This window comes from Corallococcus sp. CA047B, assembly GCF_003612065.1.
Classification (GTDB): Bacteria; Myxococcota; Myxococcia; order Myxococcales; family Myxococcaceae; genus Corallococcus; species Corallococcus praedator.
In genome coordinates, this window is record NZ_RAWD01000005.1 from 82638 (window position 1) to 101815 (window position 19178).

17 protein-coding genes are annotated in these 19178 nt (G+C 70.4%); 7 read left to right on the forward strand and 10 right to left on the reverse strand.

Annotated elements, in window-relative coordinates; translation table 11 throughout:
- Nucleotide 1: 1 nt before the first annotated feature.
- The 6 genes from D7X74_RS02040 to D7X74_RS02070 all read right to left on the reverse strand — a co-directional run bounded on the left by D7X74_RS02040 (nucleotide 2) and on the right by D7X74_RS02070 (nucleotide 4642).
- Nucleotides 2-1066: a HEAT repeat domain-containing protein gene (locus D7X74_RS02040; RefSeq protein ID WP_147446438.1), complete on the reverse strand. Its 1065-nt coding sequence runs from the start codon at nucleotides 1064-1066 to the stop codon at nucleotides 2-4.
- An 87-nt stretch (nucleotides 1067-1153) separates the two neighbouring features.
- Nucleotides 1154-1564, reverse strand: a complete 411-nt coding sequence (locus D7X74_RS02045) for a hypothetical protein (protein WP_120531202.1) — start codon at nucleotides 1562-1564, stop codon at nucleotides 1154-1156.
- A gap of 3 nt (nucleotides 1565-1567) precedes the next feature.
- Nucleotides 1568-3157 carry a DUF4157 domain-containing protein gene (locus tag D7X74_RS42870; RefSeq protein ID WP_158622158.1) on the reverse strand — a complete coding sequence of 530 codons (1590 nt, stop codon included), beginning with the start codon at nucleotides 3155-3157 and terminating at the stop codon, nucleotides 1568-1570.
- A 107-nt stretch (nucleotides 3158-3264) separates the two neighbouring features.
- Nucleotides 3265-3651: a VOC family protein gene (locus tag D7X74_RS02060; protein WP_120531204.1), complete on the reverse strand. Its 387-nt coding sequence runs from the start codon at nucleotides 3649-3651 to the stop codon at nucleotides 3265-3267.
- Between the two features lie 55 nt (nucleotides 3652-3706).
- A complete protein-coding gene (locus tag D7X74_RS02065) occupies nucleotides 3707-4273 on the reverse strand; it encodes a DNA-3-methyladenine glycosylase I (RefSeq protein ID WP_120531205.1) in 567 nt (188 codons plus the stop codon).
- A gap of 126 nt (nucleotides 4274-4399) precedes the next feature.
- The gene (locus tag D7X74_RS02070; RefSeq protein ID WP_120531220.1) at nucleotides 4400-4642 is read right to left on the reverse strand and encodes a DUF1059 domain-containing protein; all 243 of its coding nucleotides are present in this window, start codon (nucleotides 4640-4642) and stop codon (nucleotides 4400-4402) included.
- A gap of 112 nt (nucleotides 4643-4754) precedes the next feature.
- Here D7X74_RS02070 and D7X74_RS02075 point away from each other — a divergent pair, with 112 nt between their 5' ends.
- Nucleotides 4755-6410: an FAD-binding dehydrogenase gene (locus D7X74_RS02075; RefSeq protein WP_120531206.1), complete on the forward strand. Its 1656-nt coding sequence runs from the start codon at nucleotides 4755-4757 to the stop codon at nucleotides 6408-6410.
- A 46-nt stretch (nucleotides 6411-6456) separates the two neighbouring features.
- Here D7X74_RS02075 and D7X74_RS02080 read toward each other — a convergent pair whose 3' ends face one another.
- Nucleotides 6457-6915, reverse strand: a complete 459-nt coding sequence (locus D7X74_RS02080; protein WP_120531207.1) for a GFA family protein — start codon at nucleotides 6913-6915, stop codon at nucleotides 6457-6459.
- 169 nt (nucleotides 6916-7084) lie between these two features.
- On the opposite strand from D7X74_RS02080, the gene D7X74_RS02085 reads away from it, so the two are divergent.
- Together D7X74_RS02085 and D7X74_RS02090 are read left to right on the forward strand one after the other, a co-directional pair.
- On the forward strand, nucleotides 7085-9046 hold the full coding sequence (locus D7X74_RS02085; protein WP_120531208.1) for a S9 family peptidase: 1962 nt from the start codon (nucleotides 7085-7087) through the stop codon (nucleotides 9044-9046).
- A 49-nt stretch (nucleotides 9047-9095) separates the two neighbouring features.
- Nucleotides 9096-10241 (forward strand): alpha/beta fold hydrolase, encoded by a 1146-nt coding sequence (locus D7X74_RS02090; RefSeq protein WP_120531209.1) that lies wholly within the window; start codon nucleotides 9096-9098, stop codon nucleotides 10239-10241.
- A 15-nt stretch (nucleotides 10242-10256) separates the two neighbouring features.
- Here D7X74_RS02090 and D7X74_RS02095 read toward each other — a convergent pair whose 3' ends face one another.
- Nucleotides 10257-10745, reverse strand: a complete 489-nt coding sequence (locus D7X74_RS02095) for a MarR family winged helix-turn-helix transcriptional regulator (protein WP_120531210.1) — start codon at nucleotides 10743-10745, stop codon at nucleotides 10257-10259.
- A gap of 89 nt (nucleotides 10746-10834) precedes the next feature.
- Between D7X74_RS02095 and D7X74_RS02100 the strand changes: the two genes are divergently transcribed.
- A complete protein-coding gene (locus D7X74_RS02100) occupies nucleotides 10835-12115 on the forward strand; it encodes an MFS transporter (RefSeq protein WP_120531211.1) in 1281 nt (426 codons plus the stop codon).
- A gap of 16 nt (nucleotides 12116-12131) precedes the next feature.
- On the opposite strand, the gene D7X74_RS02105 is transcribed toward D7X74_RS02100, so the two are convergent.
- On the reverse strand, nucleotides 12132-13103 hold the full coding sequence (locus D7X74_RS02105; protein ID WP_120531212.1) for a quinone oxidoreductase: 972 nt from the start codon (nucleotides 13101-13103) through the stop codon (nucleotides 12132-12134).
- An 83-nt stretch (nucleotides 13104-13186) separates the two neighbouring features.
- Between D7X74_RS02105 and D7X74_RS42875 the strand changes: the two genes are divergently transcribed.
- The 3 genes from D7X74_RS42875 to D7X74_RS02115 all read left to right on the forward strand — a co-directional run bounded on the left by D7X74_RS42875 (nucleotide 13187) and on the right by D7X74_RS02115 (nucleotide 17001).
- Nucleotides 13187-13345: a hypothetical protein gene (locus D7X74_RS42875; RefSeq protein ID WP_158620247.1), complete on the forward strand. Its 159-nt coding sequence runs from the start codon at nucleotides 13187-13189 to the stop codon at nucleotides 13343-13345.
- 212 nt (nucleotides 13346-13557) lie between these two features.
- Nucleotides 13558-14100, forward strand: coding sequence for an HNH endonuclease (locus D7X74_RS02110; protein WP_120531213.1), 543 nt, complete (start codon nucleotides 13558-13560; stop codon nucleotides 14098-14100).
- 78 nt (nucleotides 14101-14178) lie between these two features.
- Nucleotides 14179-17001 carry an AAA family ATPase gene (locus D7X74_RS02115; RefSeq protein ID WP_120531214.1) on the forward strand — a complete coding sequence of 941 codons (2823 nt, stop codon included), beginning with the start codon at nucleotides 14179-14181 and terminating at the stop codon, nucleotides 16999-17001.
- A gap of 78 nt (nucleotides 17002-17079) precedes the next feature.
- On the opposite strand, the gene D7X74_RS02120 is transcribed toward D7X74_RS02115, so the two are convergent.
- Nucleotides 17080-17880 (reverse strand): hypothetical protein, encoded by an 801-nt coding sequence (locus D7X74_RS02120; protein ID WP_120531215.1) that lies wholly within the window; start codon nucleotides 17878-17880, stop codon nucleotides 17080-17082.
- Nucleotides 17881-19178 lie beyond the last annotated feature (1298 nt).

A 19178-nucleotide genomic window follows, 5' to 3' on the forward strand; every position in this document is an offset into this window, starting at 1 on the left:
CTCAGTCCAGCGAGGCCAACAGGTCGTCCAGGGTGACACGGGTCGCTCCGCTCGTGTCACCGACCACCGACTCCAGCATCCCCTTCGCCCTGCGGAGCCGGGCGGGGTCCACCGACATCAGCGCGGACAGCGCGGCCTCCTGGACCTCGGGCGACGACGCCAGCCCCAACTGCCCCTTCAGCAGGAAGAGGGGCTCCGCTGACGACTCCCCCAACCCGAGCAGCGCCACGGCGGCACCCGCCGCCACGAAAGGACTCTCATCCCGGAGCCGGTCGCGCAGGGCCGCCAGCGCGACCGGCGACACGGGGCCCAGCAGGCCCAGCAGGGACACCGACTCCTGGCGGATGGGCGGCTCCGGCTCATCCAGCGCGCGAAGCAGCGCGGGCTCCAGGCCCACCAGCGAGGGCACGGCCCGCTCTTCCAACAGCAGCTCCTCCAGCAGGCCCCGCAGCGACACGAGGGCCAGATAGAGGCGCACGCCGTCCGTCCTGCGCACCTGCTCCAGCAGCCGGGGCGCGGCGACGTCCGGCGCCAGCACGGCGAGCGACCCCAGCGACTCCAGCGCGGAGATCGCCACCGACTCCTCGTCGTCCAGCAGGGCAAGCACCCAGGGCAGCGCCGGCAGCGCGTCCTGCCCCAGCCGCCCCACCACGCGCGCCATCGCGCTCCGAACGGACGGGTGGGGATGCGCGAACGCCCCTTCCAATGCGGAGAGCTGGGAAGCATCCACCCTGCACACCAGGGTCAGCACCAGCGCCGCATGCTCCAGGTCCGCGGAGCCGGCCTCCATTCGCGGCAGCATCGACAGGACGGCCTGGACGGCGCTTCCGGTGAGGCTCGCTTGAGGCGGCCACCAGCCGCGCTGCAACAGGAACAGGATGGGACTGGCGGCCGCCGTCCCGGGGCGCCCCAGCTCCTGGATGAGCGCCCAGGCGGTCCGCTCCCGCGACTCCGCCTCACCGGACCCCAGCGCTTCTTCCAGGGCCTCCTGCGCCTCCTCGCGCGCGCGAGCATCCCGCGCGGAGAGTCGGGCCACCCATTCATCCACGGTCGGGACGCGACCCACGCGGCACTCCTCCACTGAGAGCGCGCCCGTCGGAAGGCCTCCGACCGGCGCGGGTTCAGGTGATCATCCCGCGCCCCACCCGGGCCGTCACGGAGGAACCGCGGTGACGCGGCCCTCCGCATCCACGTCGAAGTGGAGGGAGCCCCGGTTCCTCCCCACCACGAAGAGCGCATAGCGCCCCCCGGGTTGGAGCGCCCGGGGCCCCTCCACGGAGATGAAGCCCGTGGGGACCTCCCCGTAGGTCAGCGCCCGCACGCTGTTCTCGTCACCGAACGGCTCGGCGCGCATCCGCCAGAACAGCTCCCCCTCCCGGTTCAGCACCTGGACGGTGTCGTAGCGGGGGCGGTCCGCATGCTCGGGATCCTCCACCTCGAAACGGGGGGCGGGAAGCTGCTGCGCTCCGGCCACCAGCGTCACCTGGATGACCGGGCGACAGGCGGTCAGCAGCATCAGCAGCCCCACGCACAGCAGCGGGGCGGACAGGCGCGTCGGCTTCATGGACTAGGGAGCTCCCTCGCCGGCACGCACTTGCGCGAGCGCGGCCTCCAACTGGGCCGTGTAGTCCTTGCCGTTGAAATGGAAGCCGGCGCTGGGGTCCTTGAAGTAGTCCGCGCGGTGGGCCCGTGACAGGAACTCTCCCTGCTGCTCCGGGTCCATCTGGCTCCACGACTTGCCCTCGTCCAGGGCCTTCTCGAAGTCGTACGCGTCCCCGAACTTCTGGGCCCACAGCGCTTCGCTCATGTAGTCCGTGCCGCCGTTCTGGTGCTGCCAGACGTGCGCCGACTCGTGGACGAGCAGCTCGTCCGTCATCGGCATGTCGCCGGGCGGGATGTAGATGGTGTCTCCGTGCGTGAAGGCCCGGCCGGAAGTGCTGAACAGCCCCGCGTTGCCCTCCTTGATGCGCATGGAGGAGTAGTCGATGGAGTCCCCATAGACTTCGCGCAGGGTGTTGATCTCATTGGCGCTGAGCTTGCGCGCCGGCGGCTCCACGCCAATCAGCGTCTGGATGGCGCTGAGCGCCCGGCCCCCGCCCATCAACAGGGCGTCGATGGGCGTCTGCACGAAGGTCTTCACCAGCCCCAGGCCCATCTGTTTGAGGCCGTCGCCGAACTTGCCCTGGAACAGCTTTCCGACGCCGCCGAAGAAGGTGCCCAGGCCTTCCCCGATGTTGCGCACCGAGTTCTTCGTGGTGCTGATGAGGCCCGTGGCGAGGCTGCGAACCCCGTCGAACAAACGCACGCCGACCGTCTTCAACGCGCCGCCCACCGCCTCCGCCGCCTTCCCCACGGCCTTCACGGCGCCCCCGACGACGTTGCCCACGGCCTTCGCGCCGCCGACGATGGCCCCGCCCACGGCCTTCGCGCCGCCAACGATGGCCCCGCCCACGGCCTTCGCGCCGTCCACGATGGCCCCGCCCACGGCCTTCGCGCCGTCGCTGAGGAACTTGAACGGCTTGAAGAACTCGACCGCGGTGTCCTTGCCGTCGACGCGGATGATGCCCTTGTCGTTCTCCGCGCGGATGTCCGCCACCTGCTGGGAGGACAGCTTCTCGCCGGACAGGACGCGGCGGAACAGCTCGCCCTCGTCGCCCACCGTGTCCTCGGTGTTGAGCTTCGTGTCCAGGTGGTGGCCGGCCTCCTCCACGAAGGTGGAGGCCGCCAGGGACGGATCCAGGGACTCGTTGAGGAGCACCGTCCCGGAGGCGGCGTCATAGGCGCCGTTGGCGCCCTGGAGCGTCTCCGCGGACACCGTCTTCACCTTGGGCATCCAGCCGAAGTCGCCCGCCTGGGCCTGCTGGCGGAACTTCTCGGCCTGGGCGGCGTTGTAGCCCTCGCCGTACACGGTGCGCATCGTGGCGTGGAACTGCGGCTTGTCCGACGCCAGCGCCCCGAACTGCCGCTGGAACGCGGACGTCGGATCCGGCTTCTTGCCGACGAACGCACTCTGTTCGGAGTACCCCGCCTGGCGCGCCGTGGCACCGGAGGTCGTGGTCGTGGTGGCGGCATTGCCCGCCGGCCGGGCTGGAGCATTCCCCGCCGGCGCGAGCGCCTTTCGAGGCTCCGGCGACGGTAACTTCGTTTGGATCCGCATCGTGAGATCCCCCTGTGGTCAAGCTGGAAAGCCGAGTATTAGGAGCAAACCCGGCGTCAGCTCAAGTCAGGGGGCCACCTGACCGATGGGCCCCTGTCCTCAACCGCTCAGACCTGGACCATCTGGATGAGGTTGCCGCAGGTGTCCTCGAACATGGCGACGGTGACCGGGCCCATGGGCGTGGGCTTGCTGCGGAACACCACGCCCAATTTCAGCATCCGCTCATATTCGGCCTGACAGTCCTCCACGCCGAAGGACGTCAGGGGGATGCCCGCGTCGAACAGCGCCTTCTGGAAGACACGCGCGGGGGCGAACCCCATGGGCTCCAGCAGGAGCTCCGTCCCGGACTGGGCTTCGGGGGAGACGACGGTCAGCCACCGGTGCTCCCCCCCCATGGGGATGTCCACCTTCAGCACGAAACCCAGGACCTCCGTGTAGAACTTCTGGGCCTTGGTCTGGTCGTCCACCATGACGCTGGTGATGTTGATGCGCATTGCGTGTCTCTCCCAATCGTGGTCGCGGGGTTCTAGTTCAGGGCGGGGGTCCACGTCAGCGGTGCCGCACGCCGTGCCGGAAGCAGCCCACCACGTGGTCGTCCACGATGCCCGTCGCCTGCATCCAGGCATAGACGATGACCGGCCCCACGAACTTGAAGCCGCGCTTCTTGAACGCCTTGGAGAACTCCTCCGACAGCGCGGTCTTCGCCGGCACGTCCCCCCTGCCCGTCCAGGTGTTGCGCAGGGGCTTTCCACCCGCGAGTTCCCAGACGAACGTGGAGAAGTCCTCGCCCGCCTCCGCCATGTCCAGGTACGCGCGGGCATTGCCGATGGTCGCTTGAATCTTCGCGCGCGCACGGACGATGCCCGCGTCGCCCATCAGCCGCTCGACGTCCTTCTCGGTGAAGCGCGCCACGACCTTCGGGTCGAAGCCCTTGAACGCCTTCCGGAAGGCCTCGCGCTTGCGCAGGATGATGATCCACGCGAGCCCCGCCTGGAATCCCTCCAGCATCAGCAGCTCCCAGAGCGCGCGGCTGTCGCGCTCCGGCACGCCCCATTCCTCGTCATGGTAGGCCTGATACAGCGGGTCGCCCTCGGACCAGGCGCAACGGTGTGGCATCCGCACTCCTCAAGGTCGCGCACCCGCGCGAAGGCGGACGCGCGACAGGGCTACCACGAGGACTGAACGGGCGACCAGCCCTGTTGCTGCCTTCCTCCAGGACGCACCGACCTCCAGGCGGAGGCTTCAGTGCAACCCAGGCGGCTGCACCGCGCCGGGAATCGGCACGGATTCGCCGGTCGGGAACCCCGGTTCATCCTTGAGCGAGACGCGGATCATCTCGCGCAGCGCGGGGACGTCCTCGTGACCGTGGACGGACACGGCGTGCTCGGTCGCGGCCCGGACCACCTCGTCCTCCTCGCCCGTGATGGTGAGCGTGCAGTTGGACTCGCTGGGGGTCTCCCGGCAGTCCATCATCTTGCGTGACATGGCCATTTCACCTCCTACCCCTGAGGTGCGCATGTGAAATGGGCTCCGCAATCCACTGCGGCGAAAGCTTCGCCTATCATCCGCGCGCGCAACGTCACCAGGAGGCAACCGCATGGGCCAGGAAGTGGATGTCATCGTCGTGGGCGGAGGGCTGGCGGGCCTCGTCGCCGCGACCGAACTGACGGATGCCGGCAAGCGCGTCGCCATCATTGACCAGGAGGGTGAGCAGAACCTGGGCGGGCAGGCGTTCTGGTCGTTCGGTGGCCTGTTCCTGGTGGACTCGCCCGAGCAGCGGCGCATGGGCATCAAGGACTCGCACGCGCTCGCGCTGGAGGACTGGATGGGCACCGCGGGCTTCGACCGCGAGGAGGACCACTGGCCCCGCAAGTGGGCGGAGGCCTTCGTCGGCTTCGCCGCAGGGGAGATGCGCTCCTGGCTGCACCAGCAGGGGATGACCTGGTTCCCCGTGGTGGGCTGGGCCGAGCGCGGCGGCTATGGCGCGGTGGGCCACGGCAACTCCGTCCCCCGCTTCCACGTCACCTGGGGCACCGGCCCCGGCGTGCTCGCGCCCTTCATCCGCCGGGCGATGGCGGCGCAGGCCGCCGGCAAGCTCACGTTCCTGTTCCGCCACCGCGTGGACGAATTGCTCGTCACCGCGGGCGCCGTCGTCGGTGTTCGCGGCATGAAGCTGGAGCCCACCGACGTCCCGCGCGGCGTCACCAGCTCCCGCAAGACGGAAGGCGACTTCGAACTGCGCGCGCAGGCGGTCATCGTCACGTCGGGCGGCATCGGCGGCAACCACGAGCTGGTCCGCAAGAGCTGGCCCAAGCACATGGGCCCCGCGCCGAAGTTCATGGTCCAGGGCGTGCCCGACCACGTGGACGGGCGGATGATCGCCATCACCGAGGCCGCGGGCGGGCGCCTCATCAACCGCGACCGCATGTGGCACTACACCGAAGGTCTGCGGAACTGGAACCCCATCTGGCCACGCCACGGCATCCGCATCCTGCCGGGCCCCAGCTCGCTGTGGCTGGACGCCACCGGCAAGCGCCTGCCCCCGCCGCTGTTCCCCGGCTTCGACACGCTGGGCACGCTGGAACACATCATGAAGACGGGCCATGAGCACACCTGGTTCCTGCTGAATCAGCAGATCATCAAGAAGGAGTTCGCGCTGTCCGGGTCGGAGCAGAACCCGGACCTCACGGGCAAGGACTGGTTCGGCGTCCTCAACCGCGCCGTGGGCAAGAAGGCCATGGGCCCGGTGGAGGCCTTCAAGGAGAAGGGCGAGGACTTCGTGGTGGCCAAGGACCTGCGCGAGCTGGTCGCCGGCATGAACGCGAAGACGGAGACGCCGCTCTTGGACTTCGCCACCGTGGAGCGCGAGGTGCTGGCCCGCGACGGACAGCTGGACAACCCCTTCGGCAAGGACCTTCAAATCGCCGCCATCCGCCAGGCGCGCGGCTACCGGGGCGACAAGCTGGTGCGCACCGCGAAGCTGCACCGCATCCTGGACCCCAAGGCGGGGCCGCTCATCGGCGTGAAGCTGAACATCCTCACGCGCAAGACGCTGGGCGGCTTCGAGACCGACCTTTCGGGCCGCGTCTTCAACGCCCAGGGGGAGACGATTCCCGGGCTCTACGCGGCGGGCGAGGTGGCGGGCTTCGGTGGCGGTGGCGTCCACGGCTACCGCGCGCTGGAGGGGACGTTCCTCGGAGGCTGCATCTTCTCCGGCCGCGCCGCCGGTCGCGACGCCGCGGGCCGGGTGTAGTGCTCCGGAAGGCAGGGGCCACCAAAGCCCCTGCCCTCCGAAGGACTCAAGAAACCGTGGGCTGGAAGGGCCACGGGCTGGAGCGCGGGCCAGACTGCCAGTTGTCGTGTCGGCCGTCCCAGTACTGGTAGGTGAGCAGCGAGGGATCCACGTCATCCAGCGTGTTGACGCCGACGGAGCGGAACAGGCCGCCCATCTCGGGCACGTCCCCGGCGCCGAAGCACTTGACGCCGCAGTGCTTGCAGAAGCTGCGGGAGTTCGGGCTCCCCTCGCGCCGGTACTCGCTGAGATGCTCCTGGCCCTTGATCAGCCGGAAGGCGCTCGGCTTCATGGAGACGTTGCCGACGTTGCCGAACTTCGTACAGAACGTGCAGTTGCAGCGGCTCACGTCGGCCAGGTCCACGGTGGCCTCGTAACGCACGGCGCCACAGTGGCAGCCGCCCGTATAGGTCCGCACGCCGGCCTTGGCGGGGTTCTGCTGGGAGTCGTTCTGGGTCTGGGTCATGGCGAGGTCTCCGGTGCCGCGTTGAAGGAACCCGACCCTTATCCCCCCGGGCAGTGACAGCCTTATGTCAGGTTTGTCCGCCCCCTTGCCGGGTCCTGGAGGAACCCCCTGACCTTCCCCGTGGGGTTGGGGCAGATTCCTGTCCGTCCAACGCTGCCCTGGAGGCCGTTTGAACGTCCGGAAACCCCTGCATCGCATCCTCGCCGCGACGCTGTTCGTTCCCCTGCTGGCGGTGGCCGCCCCACCGCCCGCCGCGCAGAAGCCGGCCCCGGCCCCCGCGCTCAAGCCCGTGCAGCGACCGTCGCGCCAGTACACGATGGAGCAGTTCATGGGGACGACGGAGGTGTCGGGCCCCGCGTTCGCCTCGGATGAGAAGCGGATCCTCTTCTCGTCGAACGCCACGGGCATCTACAACGTCGCCAGCGTGCCGGTGGCGGGAGGCAAGCCCACCGCGCTGACGAACTCCAAGACGGACAGCGTCCGGCTGGTAGGGGCCTTCCCGCGCGACAACCGCTTCCTCTTCGAGCGCGACCAGGGCGGCAACGAGCAGACGCACGTGTACGTGCGCACGCCGGACGGCAAGGAGCGGGACCTCACGCCCCTGAAGAAGGGGGTCGCGCACTTCTTCGGGTTCAGCCGCGACGAGTCCGCCTTCTACATCGTCACCAACGAACGCGACGAGGGCGCCATGGACCTGTACCGCCATGACGCGAAGACCTACGCACGCACGCTGCTGTTCCAGAACGACAAGGGCCTCGCCCTCTCCGGCATCGCCCCCGACGAGTCCTTCGTGGTGATGGAGGAGGCCCTCACCACGTCCGACGGGAACGTGTGGCGCTACGACGTCGCGACGAAGACGTTGAAGAACCTCACGCCCCACCAGGGGACCGCCAGCTACTCGGTGGCGGACATCGACCCGGTGTCCGGGGAGCTGTACCTGCTCACGGACGACGGTTCGGAGTTCACGCGCCTGGTGCGCCCGGCGAAGGAGGCCGGGAAGTGGGAGGACGTGGAGAAGGCCAACTGGGACATCGTCGCGTCCACCTTCTCGCGCACGGGGGCGTGGCGCGTCACCACCCTCAACGTGGACGCGGGCACGGAGGTGCGGCTGCACGACGTGAAGGCGGGTACGCAGTTGTCCCTGCCCCAGCTCCCGGAGGGCGCCGTGTCGGAGGTCGTCTTCTCCCGAGGCGAGAAGAAACTGGCCTTCCTGCACGAGGGCGACCGCGCCTCCCCCAACCTGTACGTCTACGACCTGACCACGAAGAAGGCCACGCGCCTGACGGACACGATGGGCAAGGCGTTGGATCCGGAGGACCTGGTGGAGTCGCAGGTGGTGCGCTTCAAGTCCTTCGACGGGCTGGAGATCCCCAACCTGCTCTTCAAGCCGCACCAGGCCACGCCCGAACAGAAGGCTCCCGCGCTCGTCTGGGTGCACGGCGGCCCCGGGGGCCAGACGCGCAAGGGCTACATCAACTTCATCCAGTACCTGGTGAACCGGGGCTACGTGGTGCTGGGCATCAACAACCGGGGCAGCACGGGCTACGGCAAGTCGTTCCACAAGGCGGATGACCAGAAGCACGGCAAGGAGCCGCTGCGCGACGTCGTGGAGGCCCGGAAGTACCTGGCGAGCCTGCCGTACGTGGATGGCTCGCACGTGGGCATCATCGGCGGCAGCTACGGGGGCTACATGGTGCTGGCGGCGCTCACCTTCCACCCGGATTCCTTCGAGGCGGGCGTGGATGCCTTCGGCATCTCCAACTGGCTGCGCACCCTGAAGGGCATGCCGCCCGAGTGGGGCGCCTTCCGTCAGGCCATGTTCCAGGAGGTGGGCGACCCGGAGAAGCAGGAGACGATGCTCAAGGAGATCTCCCCCCTCTTCCACGCGGAGCGCATCAAGAAGCCGCTGCTCGTCATCCAGGGCGCGAATGATCCGCGAGTTCCCCAGGCGGAGTCGGATGAGATCGTCGCCGCCGTGAAGAAGAACGGCGTCCCCGTCGAGTACCTCCTGCTCCCCGACGAGGGCCACGGCTTCAAGAAGAAGAAGAACGAGGTGGAGGTGAACGAGCGCGCCCAGAAGTTCTTCGACCGCTACCTCAAGCCCGCGCCGACGGCCACGCCCACGCCCTGACGGGGGTGGCTTTACAATAGCTGCATATACAGGCAATCCTTCCGGCGTGATGAACTCCGCACGCCGGACGTCCGCCTCGTCGTCCCTTCGCGCCCTCCTGCTGACGGTGGGTGTCCTGACCTCGGGGTGCGCCAGCGCGCCCCCGCGTGAGCAGGCCGCCGAGGCCGTGCCCGCCCCGGCGGCTCCGACGGCGCTGGAGGCGCGCGAAGCGGATGCGTTCTTCCAGGACCACCGCTTCCGGGACGGCACGGTGCTGCCGGAAGTGCGCATCCACTACGCGACGCTGGGCACGCCGCGACGGGATGCCTCCGGCGCGGTGACGAACGCGGTGCTCCTGCTGCACTGGACCAGCGCCAGCGGACAGGTGCTGCGGGGCAAGCCCTTCATGGATTCGCTGTTCGCGCCGGGCCGTCCCCTGGACGCGACGAAGTACTTCCTCATCTTCCCGGACAACGTGGGCCACGGTCGCTCCAGCAAGCCGAGCGACGGCGCGCGCACGAAGTTCCCCGCCTACGGCTACCGGGACATGGTGGAGCTGCAGCACCGGCTGGTGACCCAGACGCTGGGCATCGCGCGGCTGCACGCCATCGTGGGCCTGTCCATGGGCGGGATGAACGCGTGGCAATGGAGCGAGCTGTATCCGGACGCGGTGAAGGGCGTGATGCCCATCGTGGCGCTGCCCACGCGCATCGCCGGGCGCAACCTGCTGTGGCGCCGGTTCGTCTCCCGGCAGATCCGCACCGACCCGGAATGGAAGGCGGGCTTCTACACCGCCACGCCCCGGGGCTGGCGCGAGGCGTTCCCCGTCTTCCGCATGATGCTCGACGGCGTGCCCCACCTGCAGGCCACGCTGCCGGATGCAGCGGCGGCGGACGCCTTCATCGCGACGGCGATGACGCAGGCGGAAGGCATGGACGCCAATGACGTCCTGTACTCGCTCGAATCCTCCTCCGACTACGACCCGGAGCCCGCGCTCGGCGCCATCCAGGCCCGGGTGTTCGCGCTCAACTTCTCCGACGACGAGTTCAACCCCGTCTCGCTGCGCACGCTGGAGACGCTGATGCCCCGCGTGAAGCACGGGCGCTTCGTGGTGCAGGAAGGTGACGCGCGCTCCTTCGGCCACCTCACCCAGGCGCACCCGGAGCTGTGGGCGGATCAGGTCGCCGCGTTCCTCGCCTTCCTTGAAGGAGCGTGAGCCGTGCGCTCCGGCTCAACGACGGCGACGGGAGGTGGCCTTGGGCGCGGGGGTCTCTTCTTGGGATTGGCCCAGGCCCGTCCGGGCGACGGAGGCCAGCAGGTCGCGCAGCGCGGAGGCCTGGGAGTCGCCCACGGCGTGCTCGAAGTCCGCCTGGGCACGCAGCCAGAGGGGCCGGGCCTTGCGGTAGACGTCCTTGCCTTCGGCGGTGATGTCCACGGCGCGCTGGCGGCGGTCGGTGCGGCCCACCTGGAGGGCGACGAGGCCGTCCTTCAACAGGGGCTTGAGGTTGTGGGTGAGCGTCGAGGGGTCCATGACCAGTTGATGGGCCAGCTCGTTCACGGTCAGCGGGCCCTGGGTCTGGACGCGGTGGAGGATGGAGTACTGCGTGGTCCGCACGCCGCTGGGCGCGAGCACCTGATCATAGAACTGGGTGACGTGGCGGCTCGCCTGTCGCAGCGCCAGACAGTTGCAGAGGGTGCGCAGGGTGTCGTCTTGGGACATCGCCGTTCCGTGAAGCCGGGGGAACACGCCCGCGCTCCGGTGGGAAGTATACGCGGGCCCGGTCGCGCCCGCCGCAAGGAGACACCGTCATGAAGGCTGGAAGGCTCCATTACGCCTGGGTGGTCGCCGCGACCATCTTCGTGGTGCTCCTGTGCGCGGCGGGTGTGCGCGCGACGCCCAGCGTGTTCATCGTGCCCCTGGAGCGGGAGTTTGGCTGGAGCCGGGCCCTCGTCTCCTCGGCCGTGTCCGTGAACCTGGTGCTCTACGGGCTCGTGGGGCCGTTCGCGGCCGCGCTGATGCAGAAGTTCGGCATCCGGCGCACGACGCTCGTCTCGCTGTGCATCATCGCGGTGGGGGTGGCGCTGACGAACTTCATCCACGCGCCCTGGCAGTTGGTCCTCTTCTGGGGCGTGCTCGTGGGCCTGGGCACCGGGACGACGGCGATGGTGCTGGGCGCGACGGTCGTGCAGCGCTGGTTCGTCACGCGGCGGGGGCTGGTGATGGGCCTGCTCACCGCGAGCACGGCGACAGGACAGCTCGTCTTCCTGCCGCTGCTGGCGATGCAGGTGGAGCACCACGGCTGGCGCGCCGTGTCCTTCACGGTCGCGGGCGTGGTGGCGGTGATCATCCCGCTGGTCGCGCTGTTCGTGCGCGACCGGCCGGAGGACCTGGGGCTGAAGCCGTTCGGGGCGGCGCCGGACGCGGAGCCGGCGAAGGTGTCCACCGTCAATCCGCTGGCGAACGCGCTGGGGGCGCTGGGCCGGGCGTCGCGGCACCGCGACTTCTGGCTGCTCGCGGGGAGTTTCTTCATCTGTGGCGCGACGACGAACGGGCTCGTGGGCACGCACCTGATTCCCGCGTGCATGGACCACGGCATCCCGGAGGTCCGGGCGGCGGGGCTGCTCGCGCTGATGGGCATCTTCGACCTGGTGGGCACGACGGCGAGCGGGTGGATGTCGGACCGCTTCGACAACCGCTGGCTGCTGTTCTGGTACTACGGCCTGCGCGGCATCGCGCTGCTCTACCTGCCGAGCGCCTTCGAGATGTCGCTCTTCGGCCTGCCGCTGTTCGCGGTGTTCTACGGCCTGGATTGGATCGCCACCGTGCCGCCGACGGTGCGCCTGACGACGCAGACGGTGGGCGCGGAGGACGGGCCCATCGCCTTCGGCTGGGTGGTGGCCGCGCACCAGATTGGCGCGGGCCTGGGAGCCCTGGGCGCGGGCGTCATCCGCACGTCGCTGGAGACGTACACGCCCGCGTGGGTCGTCGCCGGAGTCATCTGCCTGGGTGCGGCATTGGTGGTGCTGCGCATCGGCCGCGGGCCCGCGCGGACGGAGCCAGTCGTCGTGAGCACGGCCTCACCGCACTGAGCGCGACCGGGGAGCCTCACCCCTCCCCGACCAGCACCACCTTGCCCACCGTGTCCCGGCCCTCCAGCTTGCGGTGGGCCTCCTCGGCCTGGGCCAGGGGAAGCGTCAACCCCACCACGACGCGCAGCCGCTTCGCCACGACCTGCGCCAGCAGCGCCTCCCGCGCCCGGCGCTGCACCTCCGGGGGCGTGGGGGTGCGCAGCCAGTAGGCGCTCACCGTGAGCGACTTCGCGTACAGGGACTCCACCTCCACATGCGGCGGAGGGCCGCTGGCGTTGCCGTAGCTCACCAGGTGGCCGAAGGGCGCCAGCGCGTCCACGCTGGCCTGCCACGTGCTCGCGCCCACCGAATCCAGCACGCGCTCCACACCGCGTCCCTGCGTCAGCGCGAGGACCCGCGCCGCGACGTCCTCCTGGTCATAACGGACAATCTCATCCGCCCCCACGTCACGCGCGAGCTTCGCCTTGGCCTCGCCCGACACCGTGCCAATCACCCGCGCCCCCGCGGCCTTCACGAGCTGCACCGCGAGCAGCCCCACGCCTCCGGCCGCAGCGTGCACGAGCACCGTCTGCCCCGCCTCCACCCGTCCCACGGTGTGCACCACGTGGTACGCCGTCAGCCCCTGCACGAGCAGCGCCGCCGCCTGCGCGAACGACACCTCCGGCGGAAGTTCGAGCAGCTCGTCCACGGACGCGCGCGCGAACTCCGCGTAGGACTCCTTCGTCAGCGCCACCACCCGGCGCCCCACCCACTTCGCGTCCACGCCCGGCCCCACCGCGCTCACCACGCCCGCGGCCTCACTGCCCAGGATGCGCGGCAACGGGGCCTGGGCGTCGTACAGGCCCCGGCGACGCTCGGTGTCCGCGAAGTTCACGCCCGCGGCGTGCACTCGCAGCAGGACCTCGCCCGGCCCGGGCGTGGGTGCGGGCACGTCCTCCCAACGGAGGACCTCGGGCCCTCCCACCTGGTGGTAGCGGATGGCTTTCATGCGCGGAGTCCTAACGGCCGCTCCGACGCTTGTCAGGAATGGATTTTCGCTTCCGTCCTTCGGAAACGAAAGGAGCGGTCCCCATGCGCACGGCGACGAAGCAGGCCCCGATGAACCCCAAGCACCTGAATCCTTCCGGTCACGGCATCGAAGCGTCCTCGCGTCCCAGCCCGGGCACCGCTCCCTTCACGTGCCGCTGGCGCGACTTCGCGTCCTATCGCCTCGCCTCGCCCGGCACCTGAAGGTCTCCCCGCCCCGTCCCTGACGCGGTCTGGAAGCCTCCTGGAGGCCGGGCTCCCTTACGGGAACCCGGCCTCTTCTTGCGTTTGGGCGCCCTGCTTCACCGTCCCCACTCCCACTTGTAGGTCGCGCACGGGGTGCAGCCTGGATTCCAATCCCGGGCGAGCAGGGTTCGACTCCCTGGCGGCCTGTCCTGCCCGAAAGGCCCCGTGTCATGGAAACGCTGGTGTTGAGCCAGTCCTATGAGCCCGTCGCACGCATCCCCTGGCAACGCGCCATCCACCTGCTCTTCCAGGGCAAGGTGGAGGTGGTGGAGGAGTACGAGGACCGCGTCGTGCGCTCCGTGACGGTGGAGTTGCGCATGCCGTCCGTCATCCGCTTCGTGCGCGCCCTGTGGAAGGGTCCGCGCGGCATCCGCTTCAGCCGCGAGAACGTCTACCAGCGCGACCACTGCCGCTGCCAGTACTGCGGCCGCAAGGTCACGCGTCCGGAGGCCACGTACGACCACGTGGTGCCGCGCGCTCAAGGGGGCCACACGAGCTGGGAGAACATCGTCATCGCCTGCGTGCCCTGCAACCAGCGCAAGGGCAACCGCACCCCGGCCCAGGCGCGCCTGACGCTGCTCGCCGTGCCCGTGAAGCCGAAGAAGATGCCCAACGCCGTGCACCTGTCGTTCCTCGTCGAACAGGGCGTGCCGATGTCCTGGCGCAAGTTCCTGAGGGACGTCGCCTACTGGCACACGGAGCTGGAAACCTGAGTCCCGGGGGTGCCGGGACTTCGCTTCCGTGCGGCACCGGTTAGAGTGCCGCACGTCGAGGGGGCGTTCCGGACCACCATGGCCACGAGGAAGAGCGAAGACCAGGAGCGGCTCATCGACCGCGACCTCACCGCGATGGCACGCGAGGGGAAGCTGCCGGCGGCGCACGGCGTGGACAGCGCCGTGACGGAGGTGCTGGGCCTGCTGACGCGTGGAGGCAAGCACCCGCTGCTGGCGGGCGAGCCCGGCGTGGGCAAGAGCGCGCTCGTGCAGGAGGTGGCCCGCCGCATCGCGGAAGGCCGCGTGGACGGGGACCTGGCGCAGGCGCGGCTCGTGGAGGTGTCCGTCGCCAACATCCTGGCGCGCAGCACCCAGCGCCAGGCCGCGGAGAGCTTCGAGGAGCTGCTCACGCACCTGGGCCGGCACCCCTGCCCCATCGTCTACATCCGCGACCTGCCCGTGGCCCTGGGCGGCCCCCTGGCCCCGGTGGCCGTGCGCGCGCTGCGCACCGGTGGGCTGCGCTTCATCTTCGAGACCGAACCCAAGCGCGTGCAGGAGCTGCTGCGCGCGGACGAGGCCCTGGCCGAGCGGCTCCACCTGCTGCCGCTCCTTGAACCGCCGCTGGAGAAGGCCCGCTGGATTGTCGGCCGCGTGGCGGAGGAGCTGGAGCGCGACCTGCGGCTGCCCATCGACCCGGCCGCGTGCGACCTGGTGCTGCGCCTGTCCGCGAAGTTCCTGCTGGCGCAGCAGATGCCGCGCAAGGCCATCGAGCTGCTCAAGGAGACGGCGGCGGAGGCCGCGGGCATGGCGCGCGACCACGTGGGGCCGGAGGACGTGCTCACGCGCTTCTGCGCCGCCACGCGCCTGCCCCGCTTCGTCGTGGACGACGCGATGCCGCTGGACCTGGAGGAGACGGAGCGCTTCTTCGGGGAGCGGCTGCTCGGCCAGACGGACGCGGTGGGCGCGGTGCTGCGGTCGGTGGCGCTGCTCAAGGCGGGCCTCAACGACCCGCGCCGTCCGCTGGGCGTGTTCCTCTTCGCCGGGCCCACGGGCGTGGGCAAGACGCAGCTGGCGAAGCTGCTGGCCGAGTACCTCTTCGGCTCCGCGGACAGGCTGGTGCGCCTGAACATGGCGGACTACCCGAACGACGGCGATGAGAGCGTGCCCTTCGGCGCGTCGTGGGCGCCCGCGCTGGAGACGCGGCGCGGAGAGCTGTCCGCGCTGCTCGACGGCAAGGTGTTCACCGTGCTGCTGCTGGACGAGTTCGAGAAGGCGGCGCGCAGCGTGCACGACCGCTTCCTCCAGCTCTTCGACGAGGGCACCTTCGTCAACGGCGCGGGCGAGGCGGTGTCGTGCAACAACACGCTCATCGTGGCCACGTCCAACGTGGGCTCGGAGGTGTACCGCGAGGCGGGCCTGGGCTTCGCCGCGCACAAGCGCGCCGAGGAACAGGTGTCGGAGGTGGACCGCCGCATCGCGGAGGCCTTCCGTCCGGAGTTCCTCAACCGCTTCGACGCCATCTGCCACTTCCGTCCGCTCTCGCGCGTGGACATCCGCAAGATCGCCCAGCGCGAGGTGGGCCGCGTGTTGGAGCGAGAGGGCATCCGCGCGCGCGCGCTGGACGTGGAAGTGACACCGGAGGTGGTGGACCGGCTGGTGGAGCGCGGCTATTCGCCGCAGTTCGGCGCGCGCTACCTGCAGCGGGAAATCGAGAAGACGCTCACCGCGGCGCTGGCGGTGGAGATTGCCCGCAGGCCGCTGCCGCCGGGCACGCCCGTGCGCGTGGAGGCCCGTCCCGGAGGCCGCGTGGTGGCGGTGGCCGAGCCCGTCCCGCCGCCCCGGGAAGTGACGGCGCAGCTGCTGCTGCCCTCCGCGAAGGCGGCGGCGGTGAAGCGCCGGTTGGATCGCAAGTCGCTGCTCATCGAAATGGACCGGCTGGTGGGCCGTGCCCGCGCGCTGGCCACGTCCGCGGGGCGACCGGAGCTGGAGGAGCGCCGCGCCGCGCTGCTGGCGGAGACACAGGCGCCCAACCTCTGGGACGACCCGCTGCACGCGGCGGACGTCATCCGCGCCTTCCGCACGGTGGAGGCGCAGATTGGCGAGCTGGAGCGCCTGGAGGCCGCGTGCCTCTTCGGGCGCCGGCTGGTGCGCGAGGCGAAGAACGAGGTGCAACTGGCGTCCGCCGCCCGGCAGGTGGAGGACGTGGCGCGCGAGGTCCAGATGGCGGAGGCCCTGCGGGCCGCGGGGGCCACGCCGCTGGACAACGAGGCGCTGGTGGACATCTGCGCCAGCGACGCGTCGGAGCAGCAGGACGCGTGGGTGCAGGAGCTGGCCACCATGTACCTGGGCTGGGCGCAGCGGCGCGGTTACGAGGCCACGGCCGTGGCGGAGGCGGAGACACCCGCGCGCGTGGTGGTGCGCATCGCCGGGCCGGGAGCGTACGGGTTCCTCGCGGGCGAGACGGGGCTGCACCGCCGCCTGGAGGAAGAGAAGCGCCAGCGCGCGTACGTGCGTGTGCACCGGGGCGGGCCGCTGGAGGAAGTGGAGCGGGCGCTGCTGGTGCTGGAGGGCCGTCCGGTGAAGAGCCGCGAGGGCGAATACCTCCAGCGCGTGCGCAACGAGGTCACCGCGAAGGACGAGGCGACGGGGCGCATGCTGACGCTCATCGGGGCCGGGGAGATGGACGAGCTCAAGGGCATCGCGGCGCGCGTCGTCGCGGGCCAGGGCGCCAGCACCGACGAGGCCCGCCGCTACTTCCTGGGCCGGGGCGCTCGCGTGGAGGATCCGCGCACCGGCGCCGGCACGCCGCGCGTGAAGGACGTGATGCGCGGTGAGCTGGACGTCTTCATCGCCGCGTGGATTTCGCGTCCACCGCCGGATTCGACGCCCCCGCATGCGTGAAGGCTCCGGGCGGGAAGTGCCATGCGTTGGAGCCTGGCCTCCACGCCCCTTGGGGAACCCCGCGCCGCGAGCGCGGCCTCAGGGCAGATAGCCCCGAGCAACGCCCTGCCGCATCGCCTCCGCGAGCACGTCCAGGCCCTGCGCGGTGTTGATGCGTGAATGGGACGTGGCGCCACTCACGATCTGCACCGCCCCGCCCAGGACGAACGGCAGGGGCCGGCGCCCCAGCCGCAACAGCCGCTCGTCGTAGAAGGCCGCGGGGGCGCGCTCGCGCAACAGGCGCGACAGGGCGACCATGTTCGCCGTGCGCGACGGCTGCATCGCGGGCCCCAGACACGAGAAATCCAACCCGAGCTCCGGAAGCACCGCGCCGCGCCCGTCGCGGTCGAAGACGAAGACCACCTGCGACGTCTCCTCCTGCGAGCCGCGCACGCTCGTCTCCGTCGTCTTCGTCATCTTCAGGCCACCGGTGATGATGGCCGCGCCCAGCGCCACCTGCGTCTTCTTCTCGGTGTGCTCGCTCTGCGTGCGCATGGAGCTGGCCCCTCGGAGGATGACCGTCACGTCCTCCCAGGCCATCGTGAGCGGCGCACCGGAGCGGGGCGTGAACGTCCCCTGCGCGGAGCCGAACGTCACGGTCCGGGCCGTCACCCGCTCCACGGTCTCCGCCTCGTCGATGGCGAGCGCCGCGAGCCCCGCGTCCTGGAGCGTCTTCACCAGCGCATCCGCCGCTTCAGGCGCGAGCCGCGCGAGCAGGGCCGGCGGCTCCGGGGCCAGCCGCATGCGGGCCTCCGCTGGCGCCATGCCCGAGGCCGCCGCGAGCACCTGGGCTGCTTCGGGGACTTCTCCAGCCGGACGAACGAGCGCGACGATCTTCATTGGCGTTTCCCCACCCCTGCGTTGGCTGGCTGGCAGTGGGCGCATCCTGGCGCGAAAGCAGCCCACGCGCATCCCAACGCGGGCGCCCCGGGCACATTCCCCAGGGCCTCCCTGGCGGAACGTCAGTCGAGCAGGTGCGGATTGCGCAACAGCAACACCGCGGCTTGCACGGTGCTGGTGTAGCCGTTGAGCTTGCCCGTGCGCGTCAGCTCGCTCACATCCCGCACCTTGGTCTCCGCGAGGACCCGGTCCACCACGCCCTCACCCTGGTTGTAGGCCGCGAGCGCGAGCCGCCAGTCGCCGCCGTAGCGCGCATGCAGCGCCTGGAAGAGGGCCGCGGCGGCCTCCGTCTCGCGAGCCACGTCCAGCCGTTCGTCCCGCCCGGCCTCCACCTTGAGGCCATAACGGCGCGCCGTCTCCGGAATGAACATCCACACGCCCGCGCCCCTCTGCCCCGGCGCCAACGACGGCTCCCCCGACGTCTCCGGCAGGTTGCTCACCGCCGACTCCACCATCGCCACCGCGAGCAACCCCTCCGGAAGGGACTTCGAGCGCAGCGTGCCCGCCAGCGCCTCGCGGTGCACCGCGAGATTCGCCAACGCCTTGCGCATGAAGTCGCGCCCCTTCGGCGTGGTGACGAACCGGTTGAGCTGCTCCACCACGGCCGCGTCCACCACCACCGGCAGGTCGCCCTCCGGCTGCGCCGCCGCGAGGGCCCGGGCCTCCGCGAGTGACACCGCGCGGCCACGCGCCGCCCCCTGCGCCCACAACGCCAGCGGCGTCATCACCAACGAAAAGGACAACACCAGGCCCAGGGCACGAACGGAACTGCGGGGACGGGGCTCGAACAACATGTGGATCCTCCTGACGGTGGGGTGGGACATGCCGGTGACTCCGGCGGGAAGGGGACTGGAGCCCGGGACGCGCAGCGACGCCTGGAGCAGGCACCGCGCATACGCCTCCGCGGGCACCCGGGGTCCGGTGACGAGCGCTTCGTCGCAGGCGAACTCCTGACAGTCCGCCAGCCACCGGCTGAACGCCCGCGCGAAGGGATTCCAGAAGAAGGCACTGTCAAAACCCAGCCGCGCATACGCGAACACCGTGTCGCGCTGCCGGTGGTGTTGCAGCTCATGCCGCACCGTGAGCCGGAACGCCTCCGCGTCCTCAAGCAGAACGGCGGGCACCACGACCCAGGCACCGCGTCCCGGGAACCACACCGAGTACGCGCCCCCACCCGTGTCCCCCAGCACCACCCGCACCCGGCCCTGTCTCTTATACACCTCTGACGCTGCCGACGA

Coding starts and splice junctions, on each gene's coding strand:
- D7X74_RS02070 (WP_120531220.1), bottom strand. CDS start 4,642: ATGTCACGCAAGATGATGGACTGCCGGGAGACCCCCAGCGAGTCCAAC.
- D7X74_RS02105 (WP_120531212.1), bottom strand. CDS start 13,103: ATGAAAGCCATCCGCTACCACCAGGTGGGAGGGCCCGAGGTCCTCCGT.
- D7X74_RS02120 (WP_120531215.1), bottom strand. CDS start 17,880: ATGAAGATCGTCGCGCTCGTTCGTCCGGCTGGAGAAGTCCCCGAAGCA.
- D7X74_RS02095 (WP_120531210.1), bottom strand. CDS start 10,745: ATGTCCCAAGACGACACCCTGCGCACCCTCTGCAACTGTCTGGCGCTG.
- D7X74_RS02080 (WP_120531207.1), bottom strand. CDS start 6,915: ATGACCCAGACCCAGAACGACTCCCAGCAGAACCCCGCCAAGGCCGGC.
- D7X74_RS02100 (WP_120531211.1), top strand. CDS start 10,835: ATGAAGGCTGGAAGGCTCCATTACGCCTGGGTGGTCGCCGCGACCATC.
- D7X74_RS42870 (WP_158622158.1), bottom strand. CDS start 3,157: ATGCGGATCCAAACGAAGTTACCGTCGCCGGAGCCTCGAAAGGCGCTC.
- D7X74_RS02075 (WP_120531206.1), top strand. CDS start 4,755: ATGGGCCAGGAAGTGGATGTCATCGTCGTGGGCGGAGGGCTGGCGGGC.
- D7X74_RS02060 (WP_120531204.1), bottom strand. CDS start 3,651: ATGCGCATCAACATCACCAGCGTCATGGTGGACGACCAGACCAAGGCC.
- D7X74_RS42875 (WP_158620247.1), top strand. CDS start 13,187: ATGCGCACGGCGACGAAGCAGGCCCCGATGAACCCCAAGCACCTGAAT.
- D7X74_RS02090 (WP_120531209.1), top strand. CDS start 9,096: ATGAACTCCGCACGCCGGACGTCCGCCTCGTCGTCCCTTCGCGCCCTC.
- D7X74_RS02045 (WP_120531202.1), bottom strand. CDS start 1,564: ATGAAGCCGACGCGCCTGTCCGCCCCGCTGCTGTGCGTGGGGCTGCTG.
- D7X74_RS02110 (WP_120531213.1), top strand. CDS start 13,558: ATGGAAACGCTGGTGTTGAGCCAGTCCTATGAGCCCGTCGCACGCATC.
- D7X74_RS02115 (WP_120531214.1), top strand. CDS start 14,179: ATGGCCACGAGGAAGAGCGAAGACCAGGAGCGGCTCATCGACCGCGAC.
- D7X74_RS02065 (WP_120531205.1), bottom strand. CDS start 4,273: ATGCCACACCGTTGCGCCTGGTCCGAGGGCGACCCGCTGTATCAGGCC.